This is a genomic window from Shewanella sp. TB7-MNA-CIBAN-0143, from assembly GCF_040310065.1.
Classification (GTDB): domain Bacteria; phylum Pseudomonadota; class Gammaproteobacteria; order Enterobacterales; family Shewanellaceae; genus Shewanella.
The window spans coordinates 49,257-63,118 of the sequence record NZ_JBEOPL010000018.1; the positions used below are offsets into that span (position 1 = coordinate 49,257).

The 13,862-nt window shown below is 41.3% G+C and carries 14 protein-coding genes; 5 read left to right on the forward strand and 9 right to left on the reverse strand.

All coding sequences use genetic code 11. The features are described 5' to 3' along the window. Nucleotides 1-236: 236 nt before the first annotated feature. On the reverse strand, nt 237-677 hold the full coding sequence (mioC, locus tag AAEY97_RS15195; protein ID WP_350999755.1) for an FMN-binding protein MioC: 441 nt from the start codon (nt 675-677) through the stop codon (nt 237-239). Between the two features lie 115 nt (nt 678-792). Here mioC and AAEY97_RS15200 point away from each other — a divergent pair, with 115 nt between their 5' ends. After that, on the forward strand, nt 793-2,160 hold the full coding sequence (locus tag AAEY97_RS15200; RefSeq protein ID WP_162024241.1) for an alanine/glycine:cation symporter family protein: 1,368 nt from the start codon (nt 793-795) through the stop codon (nt 2,158-2,160). Nucleotides 2,161-2,238: 78 nt separating this feature from the next. Here the strand turns inward: AAEY97_RS15200 and fghA are convergent, their stop codons facing one another. Further along, nucleotides 2,239-3,084 (reverse strand): S-formylglutathione hydrolase, encoded by an 846-nt coding sequence (fghA, locus tag AAEY97_RS15205; RefSeq protein WP_350999760.1) that lies wholly within the window; start codon nt 3,082-3,084, stop codon nt 2,239-2,241. A 73-nt stretch (nt 3,085-3,157) separates the two neighbouring features. Next, nucleotides 3,158-4,288 carry an S-(hydroxymethyl)glutathione dehydrogenase/class III alcohol dehydrogenase gene (locus tag AAEY97_RS15210; RefSeq protein ID WP_350999763.1) on the reverse strand — a complete coding sequence of 377 codons (1,131 nt, stop codon included), beginning with the start codon at nt 4,286-4,288 and terminating at the stop codon, nt 3,158-3,160. A gap of 141 nt (nt 4,289-4,429) precedes the next feature. On the opposite strand from AAEY97_RS15210, the gene AAEY97_RS15215 reads away from it, so the two are divergent. Continuing rightward, entirely contained in the window at nt 4,430-5,296 is an 867-nt protein-coding gene (locus tag AAEY97_RS15215) for a LysR substrate-binding domain-containing protein (protein ID WP_192116444.1), read from the forward strand. Here the strand turns inward: AAEY97_RS15215 and AAEY97_RS15220 are convergent, their stop codons facing one another. The 6 genes from AAEY97_RS15220 to rpmH all read right to left on the reverse strand — a co-directional run bounded on the left by AAEY97_RS15220 (nt 5,297) and on the right by rpmH (nt 9,739). Further along, the gene (locus AAEY97_RS15220; RefSeq protein WP_101087360.1) at nt 5,297-5,911 is read right to left on the reverse strand and encodes a 3'-5' exonuclease; all 615 of its coding nucleotides are present in this window, start codon (nt 5,909-5,911) and stop codon (nt 5,297-5,299) included. A gap of 25 nt (nt 5,912-5,936) precedes the next feature. Beyond that, nucleotides 5,937-7,298, reverse strand: coding sequence for a tRNA uridine-5-carboxymethylaminomethyl(34) synthesis GTPase MnmE (gene mnmE, locus AAEY97_RS15225; RefSeq protein ID WP_101087361.1), 1,362 nt, complete (start codon nt 7,296-7,298; stop codon nt 5,937-5,939). An 81-nt stretch (nt 7,299-7,379) separates the two neighbouring features. Next, nucleotides 7,380-9,008, reverse strand: a complete 1,629-nt coding sequence (gene yidC / locus AAEY97_RS15230; protein ID WP_162024243.1) for a membrane protein insertase YidC — start codon at nt 9,006-9,008, stop codon at nt 7,380-7,382. A gap of 3 nt (nt 9,009-9,011) precedes the next feature. Next, the gene (gene yidD / locus AAEY97_RS15235) at nt 9,012-9,266 is read right to left on the reverse strand and encodes a membrane protein insertion efficiency factor YidD (RefSeq protein ID WP_011639469.1); all 255 of its coding nucleotides are present in this window, start codon (nt 9,264-9,266) and stop codon (nt 9,012-9,014) included. After that, the gene (gene rnpA / locus AAEY97_RS15240; protein WP_011639470.1) at nt 9,233-9,589 is read right to left on the reverse strand and encodes a ribonuclease P protein component; all 357 of its coding nucleotides are present in this window, start codon (nt 9,587-9,589) and stop codon (nt 9,233-9,235) included. The genes yidD and rnpA overlap by 34 nt, the downstream gene beginning before the upstream one ends. A 12-nt stretch (nt 9,590-9,601) precedes the next feature. Further along, the gene (gene rpmH, locus AAEY97_RS15245) at nt 9,602-9,739 is read right to left on the reverse strand and encodes a 50S ribosomal protein L34 (RefSeq protein ID WP_006083827.1); all 138 of its coding nucleotides are present in this window, start codon (nt 9,737-9,739) and stop codon (nt 9,602-9,604) included. 445 nt (nt 9,740-10,184) lie between these two features. Here rpmH and dnaA point away from each other — a divergent pair, with 445 nt between their 5' ends. The 3 genes from dnaA to recF all read left to right on the forward strand — a co-directional run bounded on the left by dnaA (nt 10,185) and on the right by recF (nt 13,861). Then, complete coding sequence (dnaA, locus tag AAEY97_RS15250; protein WP_011635493.1) at nt 10,185-11,570, forward strand: chromosomal replication initiator protein DnaA; 1,386 nt, start codon at nt 10,185-10,187, stop codon at nt 11,568-11,570. Between the two features lie 19 nt (nt 11,571-11,589). Then, nucleotides 11,590-12,690, forward strand: coding sequence for a DNA polymerase III subunit beta (gene dnaN / locus AAEY97_RS15255; protein ID WP_101087363.1), 1,101 nt, complete (start codon nt 11,590-11,592; stop codon nt 12,688-12,690). A gap of 88 nt (nt 12,691-12,778) precedes the next feature. Further along, nucleotides 12,779-13,861 carry a DNA replication/repair protein RecF gene (gene recF, locus AAEY97_RS15260; RefSeq protein ID WP_162021954.1) on the forward strand — a complete coding sequence of 361 codons (1,083 nt, stop codon included), beginning with the start codon at nt 12,779-12,781 and terminating at the stop codon, nt 13,859-13,861. Nucleotide 13,862: the final 1 nt, after the last annotated feature.

Genomic DNA, 13,862 nt, shown 5'->3' on the forward strand with positions numbered 1-13,862 from the left:
AAACTAACCTGTGATCTGATCGCGATCAAACTCAAGATAACATGGGGATAGATCGGGTAGTTATCCACAAGGGTGATCATTGAGCAGATCGGACTGTGAATAGTACAGAGTTATGATCGCTAAAAATAATAGCTTATCCACAAACTTATACTTATAAGTAATATATTGTGGATAAGTATGATCTAATCTGTGAGTTGATCACGATTTATGCAGACAATGATCGGATATCTATATGCTTAGATAAGATGTTGCCATTGCAATAACCACGCTAGAGCAGGTTCTTCTGGTATTGGGTCTCGTTGCACATCGATTTGGATCTTATCCACAATGGCTTTAGATCCATTTTGCAAAAGTAGTGCGGTTATTTTTTCTGGCCCTTGGCAGAAAGTATCGTAACTAGAGTCACCAATTGCACATAAAGCGAACTTTATATGGTTAAGATCGGGCATTTCGATCATTAATTGCTTATGAAATGGCACTATGTTGTCGGGAAGATCGCCTGCTCCATGAGTAGAACATACAAGGATCCACACTGGAAAATCTGCTAATTCATCCATATTAGGCTCAATAAATACCTTTGTTTGATGGTTTAACTCATCAAGTTGAGCTGCCATTTCATCGGCAACATATTCTGAACCGCCTAATGTTGTGCCTACTAATAATGCTACTTTTGCCATCTTGACTCCGAATTATTAAATTTATTCATCTATTTTACGCTTATTTTTCATTGCGCTGTGCGAGTAATATCAGTATTTTCTTAATTACTATTTAACAATAAAACAACAGGTTTTAATGAATCTTGCTGATATTACTAAACAGCTAGCTGACCTTGCATGGGGTCCTCACATGCTTATTTTACTCGTTGGCGGTGGCTTATTCTTCCTTATTTATTCTCGTTTTGTGCCTTTTAGGTACATAGGTCACGCTATTAATGTCGTGAGAGGTAAATATCCTGATGATGGCGCCGAAGGGCATATCAGCCATGCTGGGGCGTTATCCAGTGCTATGGCCGGTACCGTGGGAATGGGAAATATTGGTAGTGTTGCTGTGGCTATTATGGTCGGTGGTCCGGGAGCTATTTTCTGGATGTGGATCAGCGCTATTGTTGGTATGGCGACCAAGTTTTTTACATGTACTTTGGCTATTATGTATCGTGGTAAAGATGAAAATGGTGATGTACAGGGTGGCCCTATGTACATTATTACTCAAGGGTTAACTAAAAAATGGCATTTTTTAGCGGTATTTTTCTGTGTTGTTGGCTTAATTGGTAATTTCCCGCTGTTTAACTCAAATCAATTAGTACAGATAATCCGAGAGTGGTTATTTGTTAAACCGGGTCATTTTCCGGCGGATCAATCGACTTTTTGGCTTGATTTGAGTTTAGGGATCGTTGTTATGGTGATAGTGGCAAGCGTTATTCTTGGTGGAATTAAGCGTATTGCGACCGTAGCATCTAAAGTTGTGCCGATGATGATCTTAATTTACATGAGTTGTGCTGCTTATGTGATTGTGTCAAATATTGAGCAAGTACCTGGCTATTTTAGTCTTATTTTCACTGAAGCATTTTCGTTAAATTCGGTTGGCGGCGGAATTTTAGGGACAATGTTAATTGGTATTCGCCGAGCGGCATTTTCGAATGAGGCCGGAATTGGTACAGAGGTTATGGCTCATGGCAGTGCCAAAACTAATGAACCAGTAAAAGAAGGTTTAGTGGCCATGTTAGGCCCTGCTATTGATACATTATTAGTCTGCACTGCAACAGCGATGATTATTTTAATCTCGGGTGTGTGGCAAGGTACTGATGCTGAAGGGGTAAATTTATCGGCGCAGGCATTTGAAATTACGATGCCAGGTATTGGACCATATTTGCTTATTTTATGTGTGGTGTTTTTTAGTATTAGCACCATTTTTACTCAAGCATTCTATGGTGGCCAATGTTTTGCCTTTTTATTTGGTCGTAAACGTATTCGTTTTTATCAGTACTTTTATTTATTAGCTATTTTGTTTGCTGCGACAGCCAGCTTGCAAGAAATTGTGAATATTATTGATGCTGCTTATGCATTGATGGCGATACCGACGATGACGTCTGCTTTATTGTTAGCTCCTAAAGTTAGGGCTGCAGCAAAAGATTATTTCTCTCGGTTAGATGCTAATCGTTAACTGTAATGTATAAAAAAACGAGCCAAAATGGCTCGTTTTCATTTTTATTGATTCATTACAACTATCAAATATTGTATTTTATTTAAGTGCTAAGTGTTTAGCATGAAAACGCAGATGGTCTTCAATAAACGTTGCGATAAAATAATAGCTGTGGTCATAACCTGGCTGCATTCTTAGTTCAAGCGGATAACCTTTGTCTTTAGCTACTTGAACTAAGGCTTGTGGTTTTAACTGCTCGTCTAAAAAGTTGTCATTACTGCCTTGATCCACCAGCGTGGGCACAAATTGTTGGCTATTGGCCATTAACTCGCAGCTATCGTATTGTTGCCATTGCTGCTGATCATCACCTAAATAACCACGGAATGCTTTGATGCCCCATGGGCAGTCCATTGGGTGACAAATAGGACTAAATGCTGACAGGCTGTTATATCTGTGCGGATTTTTTAATCCTATGGTTAACGCGCCATGTCCACCCATTGAGTGGCCGCTAATACTGCGTTGCTCTGTTACTGGGAAATGGGCTTCAATCAGTGCTGGCAATTCGTTTACCACATAATCATACATTTGGTAATGCTGACTAAATGGTGGTTTGGTGGCGTTTAGATAAAAGCCTGCACCTAAACCAAAGTCATAAGCGCCGTCGGTATCATCTGCAACACCTTCACCTCGAGGGCTGGTATCGGGTGCGACAATAGCCATGCCTAACTCTGCTGCTATGCGTTGTGCACCTGCTTTTTGCATAAAGTTTTCATCAGTACAAGTGAGCCCTGACAACCAATATAAAACCGGCACTTTTTGGCTTTCGGCTTGTGGCGGTAAGTAAATAGCAAACCGTATGGTGCAATTAAGCGTACTTGATTGATGACTGTATTGTTTATGCCAACCACCAAATGCTTTGGTACTGCTGATACTTTCAATGGTCATGATGTGTCCTTATTTGTCAAACCGCAGTTAAGTCGTTTTACACTTAACTGCATCTGTCATGATAAATTAAGTGTTACTTGGCAAAGTGGATCACGCTGCGAATACTTTCACCTTTGTGCATTAAATCAAATGCATCATTAATGCCGTCAATACCCATGGTGTGAGTTATAAAGTGGTCAAGTTTAAATTCGCCAGCTAGGTATTGCTCAACAATACCAGGTAATTCACTGCGTCCTTTAACGCCACCAAATGCACTGCCACGCCATACGCGACCAGTAACTAATTGGAATGGACGGGTTGATATTTCTTGGCCTGCACCTGCTACACCAATAATGACGGACTCGCCCCAACCTTTATGACAGCATTCTAATGCACTGCGCATTACATTGACGTTACCAATACATTCAAATGAGAAATCGACACCACCGTCGGTCATTTCTACAATCACTTCTTGAATCGGCTTATCAAAGTTTTTAGGGTTAATGCAGTCTGTTGCCCCTAATTTTTTGGCAAGTTCGAATTTTGATTCGTTAAGGTCAATACCAATAATTCGGCTGGCGCCAGCCATGGTGGCACCAATAATTGCCGATAGACCAATACCGCCTAAACCAAAAATAGCGACAGTATCACCTTTTTGAACTTTAGCTGTTTTCAAGACAGCGCCCATACCGGTAGTCACACCACAGCCTAATAGACATACTTCTTCTAATGGCGCATCTTTACTGACTTTTGCTAATGATATTTCCGGTAATACAGTGTACTCAGAAAATGTTGAACAACCCATGTAGTGAAAAATTGGCTCACCATCTTTAAAGAAACGCGTGGTGCCGTCTGGCATTAACCCTTTACCTTGAGTTTCACGCACTGCGCTGCAAAGGTTGGTTTTACCAGAAGTACAGAATTTACATACTCCACATTCTGCTGTGTATAACGGAATAACATGATCGCCGACTTGTACGCTAGTAACGCCTTCACCGACCATGTGAACAATACCGCCGCCTTCATGACCAAGAATCGCCGGGAATACCCCTTCAGGATCATCACCTGAAAGCGTGAAAGCATCGGTATGACAAACGCCAGATGCCACAATACGTACCATGACTTCACCCGCTTTTGGGTACATTACGTCGACTTCTTCTACCGATAGTGGTTGGCCAGGTCCCCAAGCAATAGCGGCTTTGGATTTAATAAATTGTGCTGACATAAATGATTTCCTTAACATTAACGACCATGGTCAACATGGTTAAGTGGTTTTACTACAGTGTAGTGTATTTAGCCATTGTATTTGTTTATCATAGAATGATAATTAGCTTATTTTGCAAATGACTTTTACGAGAATGTAATAATGATGAAGTGGGAAGGCATTTTTGAATTTGTGGCTGTGGCCGAAACTGACAGTTTTACAGTGGCTGGCAAGCGTTTGAGTATTTCTACCGCGCAAGTGAGTCGACAGATTAGTCAGCTTGAAAACCGTTTAAACACCAAATTATTTTATCGCACCACCCGCAAAGTATCGTTAACCGAAGAAGGTACGGTTTATTATCAGCATTGTCGCCAAGTATTAAACAGTCTTGATGAAGCAGAACGTGCTATTTCAAGCTTAAAAGATAAGCCACAAGGACTGATTAGAATTACTGCACCAGTGACTTACGGTGAAAAGTTTATCATGCCGATAGTGATTGATTTTATGCAGCAATATCCTGATATTGAAGTGATTTGTGAGCTGACTAATCAGCAACTTGACTTAGTGGATGGTGGTTATGATTTGGCTATTAGGTTAGGGCGGTTAACTAATTCTACTATGATGGCAAAGCGGCTTACGAGTCGCAGCCAATATGTGTGCGCAGCCCCGAGTTATATCGCTAAATACGGTACGCCTTATGCGTTATCGGAGTTAAGTCAGCATAATTGTTTAATCGGCAGTCAGTCTCATTGGCATTTTGTTGAGCAAGGTAAACCCAAGGCGGTAAAAGTGCATGGATCTTTAGCCTGTAGTAGTGGTTTAAGTTTATTAAATGCGGCTATTTGTGGTTTGGGGATTGTGCAGTTACCGGGATATTACGTCAATGATGCTATTACTGAAGGGGAGTTAGTGGTATTGCTGGCACCTTTTCAACAACCTAAAGAAGGTATTTGGGCTTTGTATCCGCATAATCGCCATTTATCACCCAAAGTGAGATTGCTGGTCGATAAGTTATCGCAAGAGTTGTAACTAGCTCATCGTTCGCAAATAACGCGCAATTTGCGCTTTTGGTAGGCTGGATATTTTATTGATCATATCAATGGTAATAGCTTGCTTGGGCAGCTGTAGTTGTAATAGATCTATTTGATGTAACCATAAATGGCTGGTCATGGTGGCATCGGCTAAAGCGCGGTGAAACACACCATCGTTAGGTAACTGGTGATGATCTACAAGCGTGCCAAGCTTATGGTTGGGAGCATCTTGGCTTATCCGCCTTGATAATAATAACGAGCAAGCAAACTGACCAGTGTAATACAGTTTGCTATGGCTAAACTCAGCATCGAGAAACTTTTTATCAAAGCTGGCATTGTGTGCCACCAAATTAAAACCATCAATAAACTTAGCAAACTGCCCCATGACTTGTTTGGACGCAGGGGCATGTTTAAGCATATCGTTACTAATACCAGTGTATTGCTCAATAAAACTATTGACTCGCCGACCAGGATTAATCAATTCCTGAAAAGTATCGACTATTTGACCATTAACTAACTTAACCGCACCAATTTCTATGGCTCGGTCACCGTTATCTGGTGATAATCCTGTGGTTTCAAAGTCGAGTATCACGACGTGATTGGCGAGTTTCATCAATTTACACCTATTTATCTATACACTATTTACCAATACAGAATGAGCCAAAAATCTTGCCCAATAGATCATCTGAGGTGAATTTACCGGTGATCTCAGATAAGGCCATTTGTGTCATGCGCAGTTCTTCTGCCAGTAACTCTCCAGCTAAATACACTTCAAGTTGTTCTTTACCCAGTTGTAAGTGATTTGCAGCAAGATCGAGTGCTTCTAAATGGCGGCGGCGGGCAATAAAACCACCTTCTAAGTTACTTTGGTAACCCATTAATGATTTGAGGTGTTGCTTTAACTCATCAACCCCTAAACCTGTTTTAGCTGATATCCTATAAACGCTGTAACCTTGCTCTTCGGTGTTATTTAAGGTTTCACCGGTTAGGTCAGCTTTATTACGTATCACTGTCACTCCCAGCTTTGCTGGTAGACGGTCGATAAAGTCAGGCCAAATTTCGTGCGGATCTATGGCGTCAGTTGTGGTGCCATCGACCATAAACAAGACTCTATCGGCACTGGCTATTTCTGCCCATGCGCGTTCTATGCCGATTTGTTCAACAGTGTCTAGAGTGTCTCGTAACCCTGCCGTATCGATAATGTGCAGCGGCATACCGTCTAAGTGGATGTGCTCGCGTAGTACGTCGCGAGTTGTGCCTGCTATTTCAGTCACAATTGCCGACTCTTTACCGGCTAATGCATTGAGTAAGCTTGATTTACCAGCATTAGGACGGCCGGCAATCACAACTTTCATTCCTTCACGGATGATTGAACCTTGTTTGGCGCTGGCTTGCACTGTGTCTAGCTTATCGATGATTTTATATAAGGCATTGGCAATTTTACCATCGGATAGAAAGTCGACTTCCTCATCGGGGAAATCAATCGCTGCTTCTACATATAAACGCAGGTTGGTGACTTGGTCGACAAGCTCATGAACTTCTTTTGAGAATTCACCTTGTAGTGATTGCAAGGCACTTTTTGCTGCTTGTTCACTGGTGGCGTCAATTAAGTCAGCAATCGCTTCTGCTTGAGTTAAGTCGAGTTTATCGTTCATAAAGGCTTGTTCGCTAAATTCACCTGGTCTAGCAATACGAATACCGTCTATTTCCATCACTCGCTTAATTAGCATGTCGAGTACTATTTGACCGCCATGGCCTTGCAGTTCTAGGACATCTTCGCCGGTAAATGAATTTGGTCCTTTAAAAAATAGCGCAATCCCTTGATCAATCACCTGACCGTCAGCATTGTTAAAGTCACAATATTCTGCGTAACGCGTTTTGGGTATGTGGCCAATAATCGCTGTAGCGACATTAGTGGCTAAATCACCAGAAATACGAATGATGCCTACGCCACCTCGTCCAGGGGCGGTGGCTTGTGCCACAATAGTGTCTGTTGTCACGGTATTACCTATAAAATTGATAAAGGAAAAGGCGGCTAATCAGCCGCCTTTTTAATCAGTTATACAACATTGAGTTTAGGCTTATTTTATGCCATTTTTCTCAAGGCCAGCATAAATAATTTTCTGCTGTGTGATTGCAACTAAGTTACCCACTAGCCAGTAAAGTACTAGACCTGCTGGGAACCATAAGAAGAATACGGTAAAGATAACTGGCATCCACTGCATCATTTTTACTTGCATTGGATCCATTGTTGGCGCTACCGGTTGCATTTTCTGCATCAAGAACATTGATAAGCCCATTAACAATGGCAATACATAGTATGGATCTTGGACCGATAAATCATTAATCCAAAGCATGAATGGTGCGTGGCGTAATTCATAGCTTTCTAGTAGTACCCAATATAGTGCAATGAAGATTGGCATTTGTAATAGAATAGGTAAGCAACCGCCCATAGGGTTTACTTTCTCTTTCTTATACAGCTCCATCATAGCTTGACCCATCTTTTGACGGTCATCACCAAAGCGTTCTTTCATCTCTGCCAATTTAGGCTGTAGATTACGCATTTTGGCCATAGAGGTATATTGCTTTTTAGTCAGCGGATATAGACCACCACGGACGGTGAGAGTGATCAAAATAATAGCCACACCCCAATTGCCCACAAATGATTGATAGAACATCAATAACCAATGGATTGGAATCGCTAACCACCATAAGAAACCGTAATCAACAACCAAGTTTAAGGTTTCAGAAATAGCTGAAAGCTCTTTTTGGTTTTTAGGGCCAACATAAAACTGTGAGCTAATTTCTTGAGTTGCGCCAGGAGCAATATCATATACCGCACCACGGAAACCAATATTAGCCATTCCACCAGCACTCATACTTGAGAAAATGGTGTTTGAATCTGTTGCTGGCGGCACCCAAGCTGACACAAAGTAATGTTGTAGCATTGCTGCCCAACCACCCTGTGTTACTTTAGCAAGATTTTTGTCAGCCATATCGTCAAAGTTATATTTCTCATAACGAGTATCTTGAGCCGAGAAAGCACCACCACGATAGGTTGGCATCATCATGCTGCTTTCAGATTCTTTAATCGTTTGCTTAATTTGACCATACATTTGCACTTGTAACGGTGCAGCCGAAGTATTGTTGATGCTGTAATCTACGCCGACATCATATTGACCACGGGTGAACGTAAAGGTTTTTACGTAGGTGACACCGTTGTCTGCTGTATAAGTAAATGGCACGGTTAATGTGTCTTTACCCTCAGCTAAAGAATATGAATTGGTTTGAACACTATAAGCAGCTCGACCATTGGCACTACTATCAATACCATCACGACCAATAAGTCCGCTTTGGGCGATATAAGTGAAATTGTTCTTTTGTTCTAAAATGACAAATGGGTCACTACTGTCAATTTCGCGTTTATGTTCCACTAATGCGGCATAAACTATGTCACCACCAATCGGGCTGATTTTAATATCAAGCTGATCAGTTTTAACGCTAATAAGGTTTTTATTTGCAGGTAATTCTATTGGTTCCCCAGAGATATCTGCTTCTGGAACGTCAGCACTGTGTTGTGAGGCGGCGTTAGTTTGGCTAACAGTTTGAGCTGTTGCCGGTTTTGGTGCTTTATCTGTTTGCCATTGTTGCCACATTAAAAAGCTGACAAACAGCAGACCGATTAGCAATATATTGCGTTGAGATTCCATAGCCTATTTATTACACCTGTCATTTTTAGGGGGGACGGGATCACTACCGCCGGGATGTAAAGGGTGACATTTTAATATGCGTTTCATTGCAAACCAACTACCTTTCACTGTTCCATGTGTTTTTATTGCTTCGATAGCATAATAAGAACAAGTTGGATTGAACCGACACCGCGGTCCCAATAAAGGGCTGATAAGAATTTGGTAACCACGGATAACCGTAGTTGCTAGCCATTGTAACGGCGACTGAGTTTGCGCCATAGCTTTTCTATTAATTTGTGTAGTTCTGCATTTTCCATTTCCATCACGCCATTTCTGACTAATACAACGATATCTATATCTGGGATGTCGTGTTGATGTAAACGAAAACTATCTCTTATCACACGTTTAATACGATTACGTTGGTTTGCACGTTTAACAAAACGTTTGGCCACAGTTAATCCTAAACGAGGATGTTGCTCTGAATTTGGAATTGCGAGCAGAGTTATTTCAGCAGAGGATGCTTTGATTGGATTGGAGAATACAGATTTAAATTGCGCGGGAGTTAACAAACGTAACTCCCGCGAAAAGGTATAGCTAGTCACCTAGTTATCTACTTACGCAGATAAACGAGCGCGACCTTTCGCACGGCGACGTGCAAGGACCTTACGGCCGCCTACAGTAGCCATACGAGCGCGGAAGCCGTGAGAACGCTTGCGCTTCAGGTTGCTAGGTTGAAAAGTACGTTTACTCATGATGGCAATCCGTCTTTGTTAGTGAATTTACCTTATCTCCAACATTAGAGGTAAGGGCAAAAAAGAGGCCGAATTGTAATCACTTTAAGTAGCCTCGTCAATAACGAAAGTACTTATATGACAAATTTCTGCCAATCTTTATTTGAAGCTACTATCGATTAAGCACCAGAAGATGTGGATAAGTCTGTGTACAGACACTATATCTTGTGGATCTTTCGTTGTTTCAGTAGATCAAAGAAATGCTATTATAGATCAAGGTGGATCGGTTAATAAAGCTGGATTTGCTTGAATCTTGCAATTAATGGATCGATTTTGATCTTCGCTGATCTCAGATATATACACAGAATGATCCCGCTGGGGATAATTCTTCTTTAAAGGATAGCGATCATTGTGATCTCCCTATAGAATACACCTCCTTTGATTAAAGATATTTGGGGATAAATAAGTGGCGGTTTCACTTTGGCAACAATGTATCGGCAGACTGCAAGACGAGTTATCAGCACAGCAGTTCAGTATGTGGATCCGTCCGTTACAGGCTGAAATGGATGGTGATACTTTGGTTTTGTATGCGCCAAATCGTTTTGTGCTGGATTGGGTACGCGATAAATACATCAATATCATTAATCAATTTTTTACTGAACAAATGGGCAGTAATGCACCTAAGTTACGTTTTGATATTGGTAGCCGTCCTTCAGCTCGTCCGGTTGCGCCAGCTCCTGTAGCGGCTAAGCCTGTTAATCGCCAAACTAAAGCCCAGGTAGGAACCACGTCCTTTAATACCCAGGCTGAACCGATTATTAACCCTAATCATCGCAGCAATATTAATCCTACTTACCAATTTGATAACTTCGTTGAAGGTAAATCAAACCAGTTAGGTAAAGCTGCTGCATTGCAAGTTTCTGAAAATCCTGGTGGTGCTTATAATCCGTTATTTTTATATGGCGGCACTGGTTTAGGTAAAACTCACCTTTTACACGCTGTAGGTAATGGCATTATTAAAAATAATCCCAATGCCAAAGTGGTGTATATGCATTCTGAGCGTTTTGTTCAGGACATGGTTAAAGCGCTGCAAAATAACGCGATCGAAGAATTTAAGCGTTATTACCGTAGTGTTGATGCGCTATTTATTGATGACATTCAATTTTTTGCCAATAAAGATCGTTCACAAGAAGAGTTTTTCCATACCTTTAATGCATTGTTAGAAGGTAATCATCAAATTATTTTAACCTCAGACCGTTATCCGAAAGAGATCGACGGGGTAGAGGATCGCTTAAAATCTCGCTTTGGTTGGGGCTTAACGGTTGCTATTGAGCCACCTGAATTAGAAACCCGCGTAGCGATTTTAATGCGTAAAGCACAAGAGAGCGGAATAAACCTACCTGATGAAGTGGCATTCTTTATTGCCAAGCGTTTACGTTCAAACGTACGTGAATTAGAAGGTGCACTAAACCGCGTGATTGCTAATGCTAACTTTACTGGTCGCCCAATCACTATCGACTTTGTGCGTGAAGCATTAAGAGATCTCTTGGCACTACAAGAAAAATTAGTCACTATAGATAATATTCAGAAGACTGTTGCTGAATACTACAAAATAAAAATGGCAGATATGCTGTCTAAACGCCGTTCTCGCAGTGTGGCAAGGCCTAGACAAGTGGCGATGGCGCTATCTAAAGAACTTACTAACCAAAGTTTACCGGAAATTGGTGATGCTTTTGGTGGTCGTGACCATACGACAGTATTACATGCTTGTCGTAAAATCGCCCAATTGCGCGAAGAAAGTCATGATATTAAAGAAGATTATGCTAACTTGATTAGAACTTTGTCTTCTTAATTCAGGGAATGTTGACACGATGAAATTTTCAATTGATAGGGACGCCCTATTAAAGCCGTTGCAGCTAGTGTGCGGCGCGGTAGAACGCAGACACAACTTACCTATTTTAGCCAACTTATTAGTTGAAGTTAGTGAGTCATCACTTAAGCTAACAGGCACTGATTTAGAGGTTGAGTTGGTGGGCCAAGCGGCTATTCATGGTGACATTGATATCGGTCGTACGACGGTTCCGGCTAAAAAGTTACTGGATATTGTTAAGTCATTACCAGAGCAGAGCGAATTAAAGGTCGAGCAACAAGATAATAAATGGTTATTGCGTTCAGGTCGCAGCCGTTTTTCATTGGCAACATTACCCGCCGAAGATTATCCCAACGTTGAAGAATTCCAAGCGGATATCGAATTTAGCTTAAAGCAAGGCGTGTTGAAGTCGATTATTGATTCAACTCAGTTTTCAATGGCTAACCAAGATGTCCGTTATTACCTCAATGGTTTGTTATTTGAAACGGAAGGCAATGTATTACGTGCTATTGCCACCGATGGACACCGTTTAGCCTTAAGTCATCGTACGCTTGATGTTTCATTACCCGAAAAACAAGTGATTGTGCCTCGTAAAGGGGTGGTTGAAATGGCGCGCTTGCTCGACAGTGACGACCAGGACATTACCATTGCCATTGGTGATAATGCCATTAGAGCGATTACCAGTTCCGCGGTATTTACCAGTAAGCTTGTCGATGGCCGTTTCCCTGATTACCGCCGAGTGTTACCTAAGGGTGGCAATAAGGTGGTTATCGCCAGTCGTAACCAATTAAAACAAGCGTTAACTCGTGCGTCTATTCTTTCGAATGAGAAATTCCGTGGAGTACGTATTCAGCTTGAATCTGGCTTATTGAAAATTACTGCCAATAATCCTGAACAAGAAGAAGCTGAAGAGATCATTGATGTTGAATATGACTCTGATAAGCTAGAAATTGGTTTTAACGTCAGTTATCTACTTGATGTGTTAAATAACTTAGCCAGTGATGAAGTACGAATTACTTTAATTGATGGCAATTCAAGTGCCTTGATAGAGAACCACAAAGAAGAAGATTCTATGTATGTCGTGATGCCAATGCGTCTGTAATGCGTTATTGTGTTATTGCTATATGAAAGGTGCTGCAAAGCACCTTCTTTGTTTCTACCGTTTTATTGGGTTATCACAATAGGTCTTCATGAGTTTATCGCGTATTACCATAGGTTCATTTCGTAATATTACCTCAGCATCATTACAACCGGGTGATGGCTTAAATTTGATTTACGGTCAAAATGGCAGTGGCAAAACCAGTATTCTCGAAGCTATTTATTTTTTGGGTATGGGCCGTTCGTTTAGAAGCCATTTATCCCAACGTGTGATCAACCATGATGACGATAAACTGACTTTGTTTGCGCATTTAATTGATGCTGACAGAGATTGTAAAATTGGCTTACGTCGTCATCGAAGCGGTGAGATCGAAGTAAAAATTGATGGCGAGAAAGTAAAGCGTTTATCAACCCTGGCCGAAACGTTACCCATTCAAGTTATTACTCCCGAAAGTTTTTCTTTGTTGTTCGAGGGACCTAAAGCCCGCCGTCAATTTATTGATTGGGGTGCATTTCATTCTGACCCACATTTTTATCAAGCTTGGGTGAATACTAGAAAGGTATTAAAGCAACGAAACCAATTACTTAGAAATCACTCTCCCTATAACCAAATACAGTTTTGGGATAAGGAGTTGGTGCGGTATGCTGAACAGGTTACCGATATACGAAATCAATATGTAGACTCGTTAAATGTGCTACTAAAGGGTATAATCGGAGTGTTTTTACCTCAGATTGATATTAAGGTTTCTTTTACTCGAGGATGGGACAGTAAAACGGATTTTGCCCAATTACTTGAAAACCAATACTCAAGAGATTTAGCCGCTGGAAATACGGGCAGCGGCCCCCACAAAGCAGATTTACGTTTGCGCGTGGGTAATTTACCGGCGCAGGATGCGTTGTCCCGTGGACAATTAAAATTATTAGTCTGTGCACTGCGTATTGCACAGGGAAAGTTGCTCAAACAACAACTAGATAAAAATAGTATTTATCTAGTCGACGATTTACCGTCGGAGTTGGATGCACAGCATAGGCAGCTATTGCTACAGCAGTTAACCGAAACCGGTGCACAAATTTTTGTCACTGCGATCGAACCGCAAGCAATAGTCGATTCGTTATCTAGCCCTCCAAACAGGATGTTTCATGTGGAACAAGGGTTGGTAACGGTTATTGAATAAC

What these genes read in the sequence shown, in the direction of transcription:
- mioC (WP_350999755.1), bottom strand. Translation starts at nt 677, where the DNA reads ATGGCAAAAGTAGCATTATTAGTAGGCACAACATTAGGCGGTTCAGAA.
- AAEY97_RS15200 (WP_162024241.1), top strand. Translation starts at nt 793, where the DNA reads ATGAATCTTGCTGATATTACTAAACAGCTAGCTGACCTTGCATGGGGT.
- fghA (WP_350999760.1), bottom strand. Translation starts at nt 3,084, where the DNA reads ATGACCATTGAAAGTATCAGCAGTACCAAAGCATTTGGTGGTTGGCAT.
- AAEY97_RS15210 (WP_350999763.1), bottom strand. Translation starts at nt 4,288, where the DNA reads ATGTCAGCACAATTTATTAAATCCAAAGCCGCTATTGCTTGGGGACCT.
- AAEY97_RS15215 (WP_192116444.1), top strand. Translation starts at nt 4,430, where the DNA reads ATGATGAAGTGGGAAGGCATTTTTGAATTTGTGGCTGTGGCCGAAACT.
- AAEY97_RS15220 (WP_101087360.1), bottom strand. Translation starts at nt 5,911, where the DNA reads ATGAAACTCGCCAATCACGTCGTGATACTCGACTTTGAAACCACAGGA.
- yidC (WP_162024243.1), bottom strand. Translation starts at nt 9,008, where the DNA reads ATGGAATCTCAACGCAATATATTGCTAATCGGTCTGCTGTTTGTCAGC.
- yidD (WP_011639469.1), bottom strand. Translation starts at nt 9,266, where the DNA reads ATGGCGCAAACTCAGTCGCCGTTACAATGGCTAGCAACTACGGTTATC.
- rpmH (WP_006083827.1), bottom strand. Translation starts at nt 9,739, where the DNA reads ATGAGTAAACGTACTTTTCAACCTAGCAACCTGAAGCGCAAGCGTTCT.
- dnaN (WP_101087363.1), top strand. Translation starts at nt 11,590, where the DNA reads ATGAAATTTTCAATTGATAGGGACGCCCTATTAAAGCCGTTGCAGCTA.
- recF (WP_162021954.1), top strand. Translation starts at nt 12,779, where the DNA reads ATGAGTTTATCGCGTATTACCATAGGTTCATTTCGTAATATTACCTCA.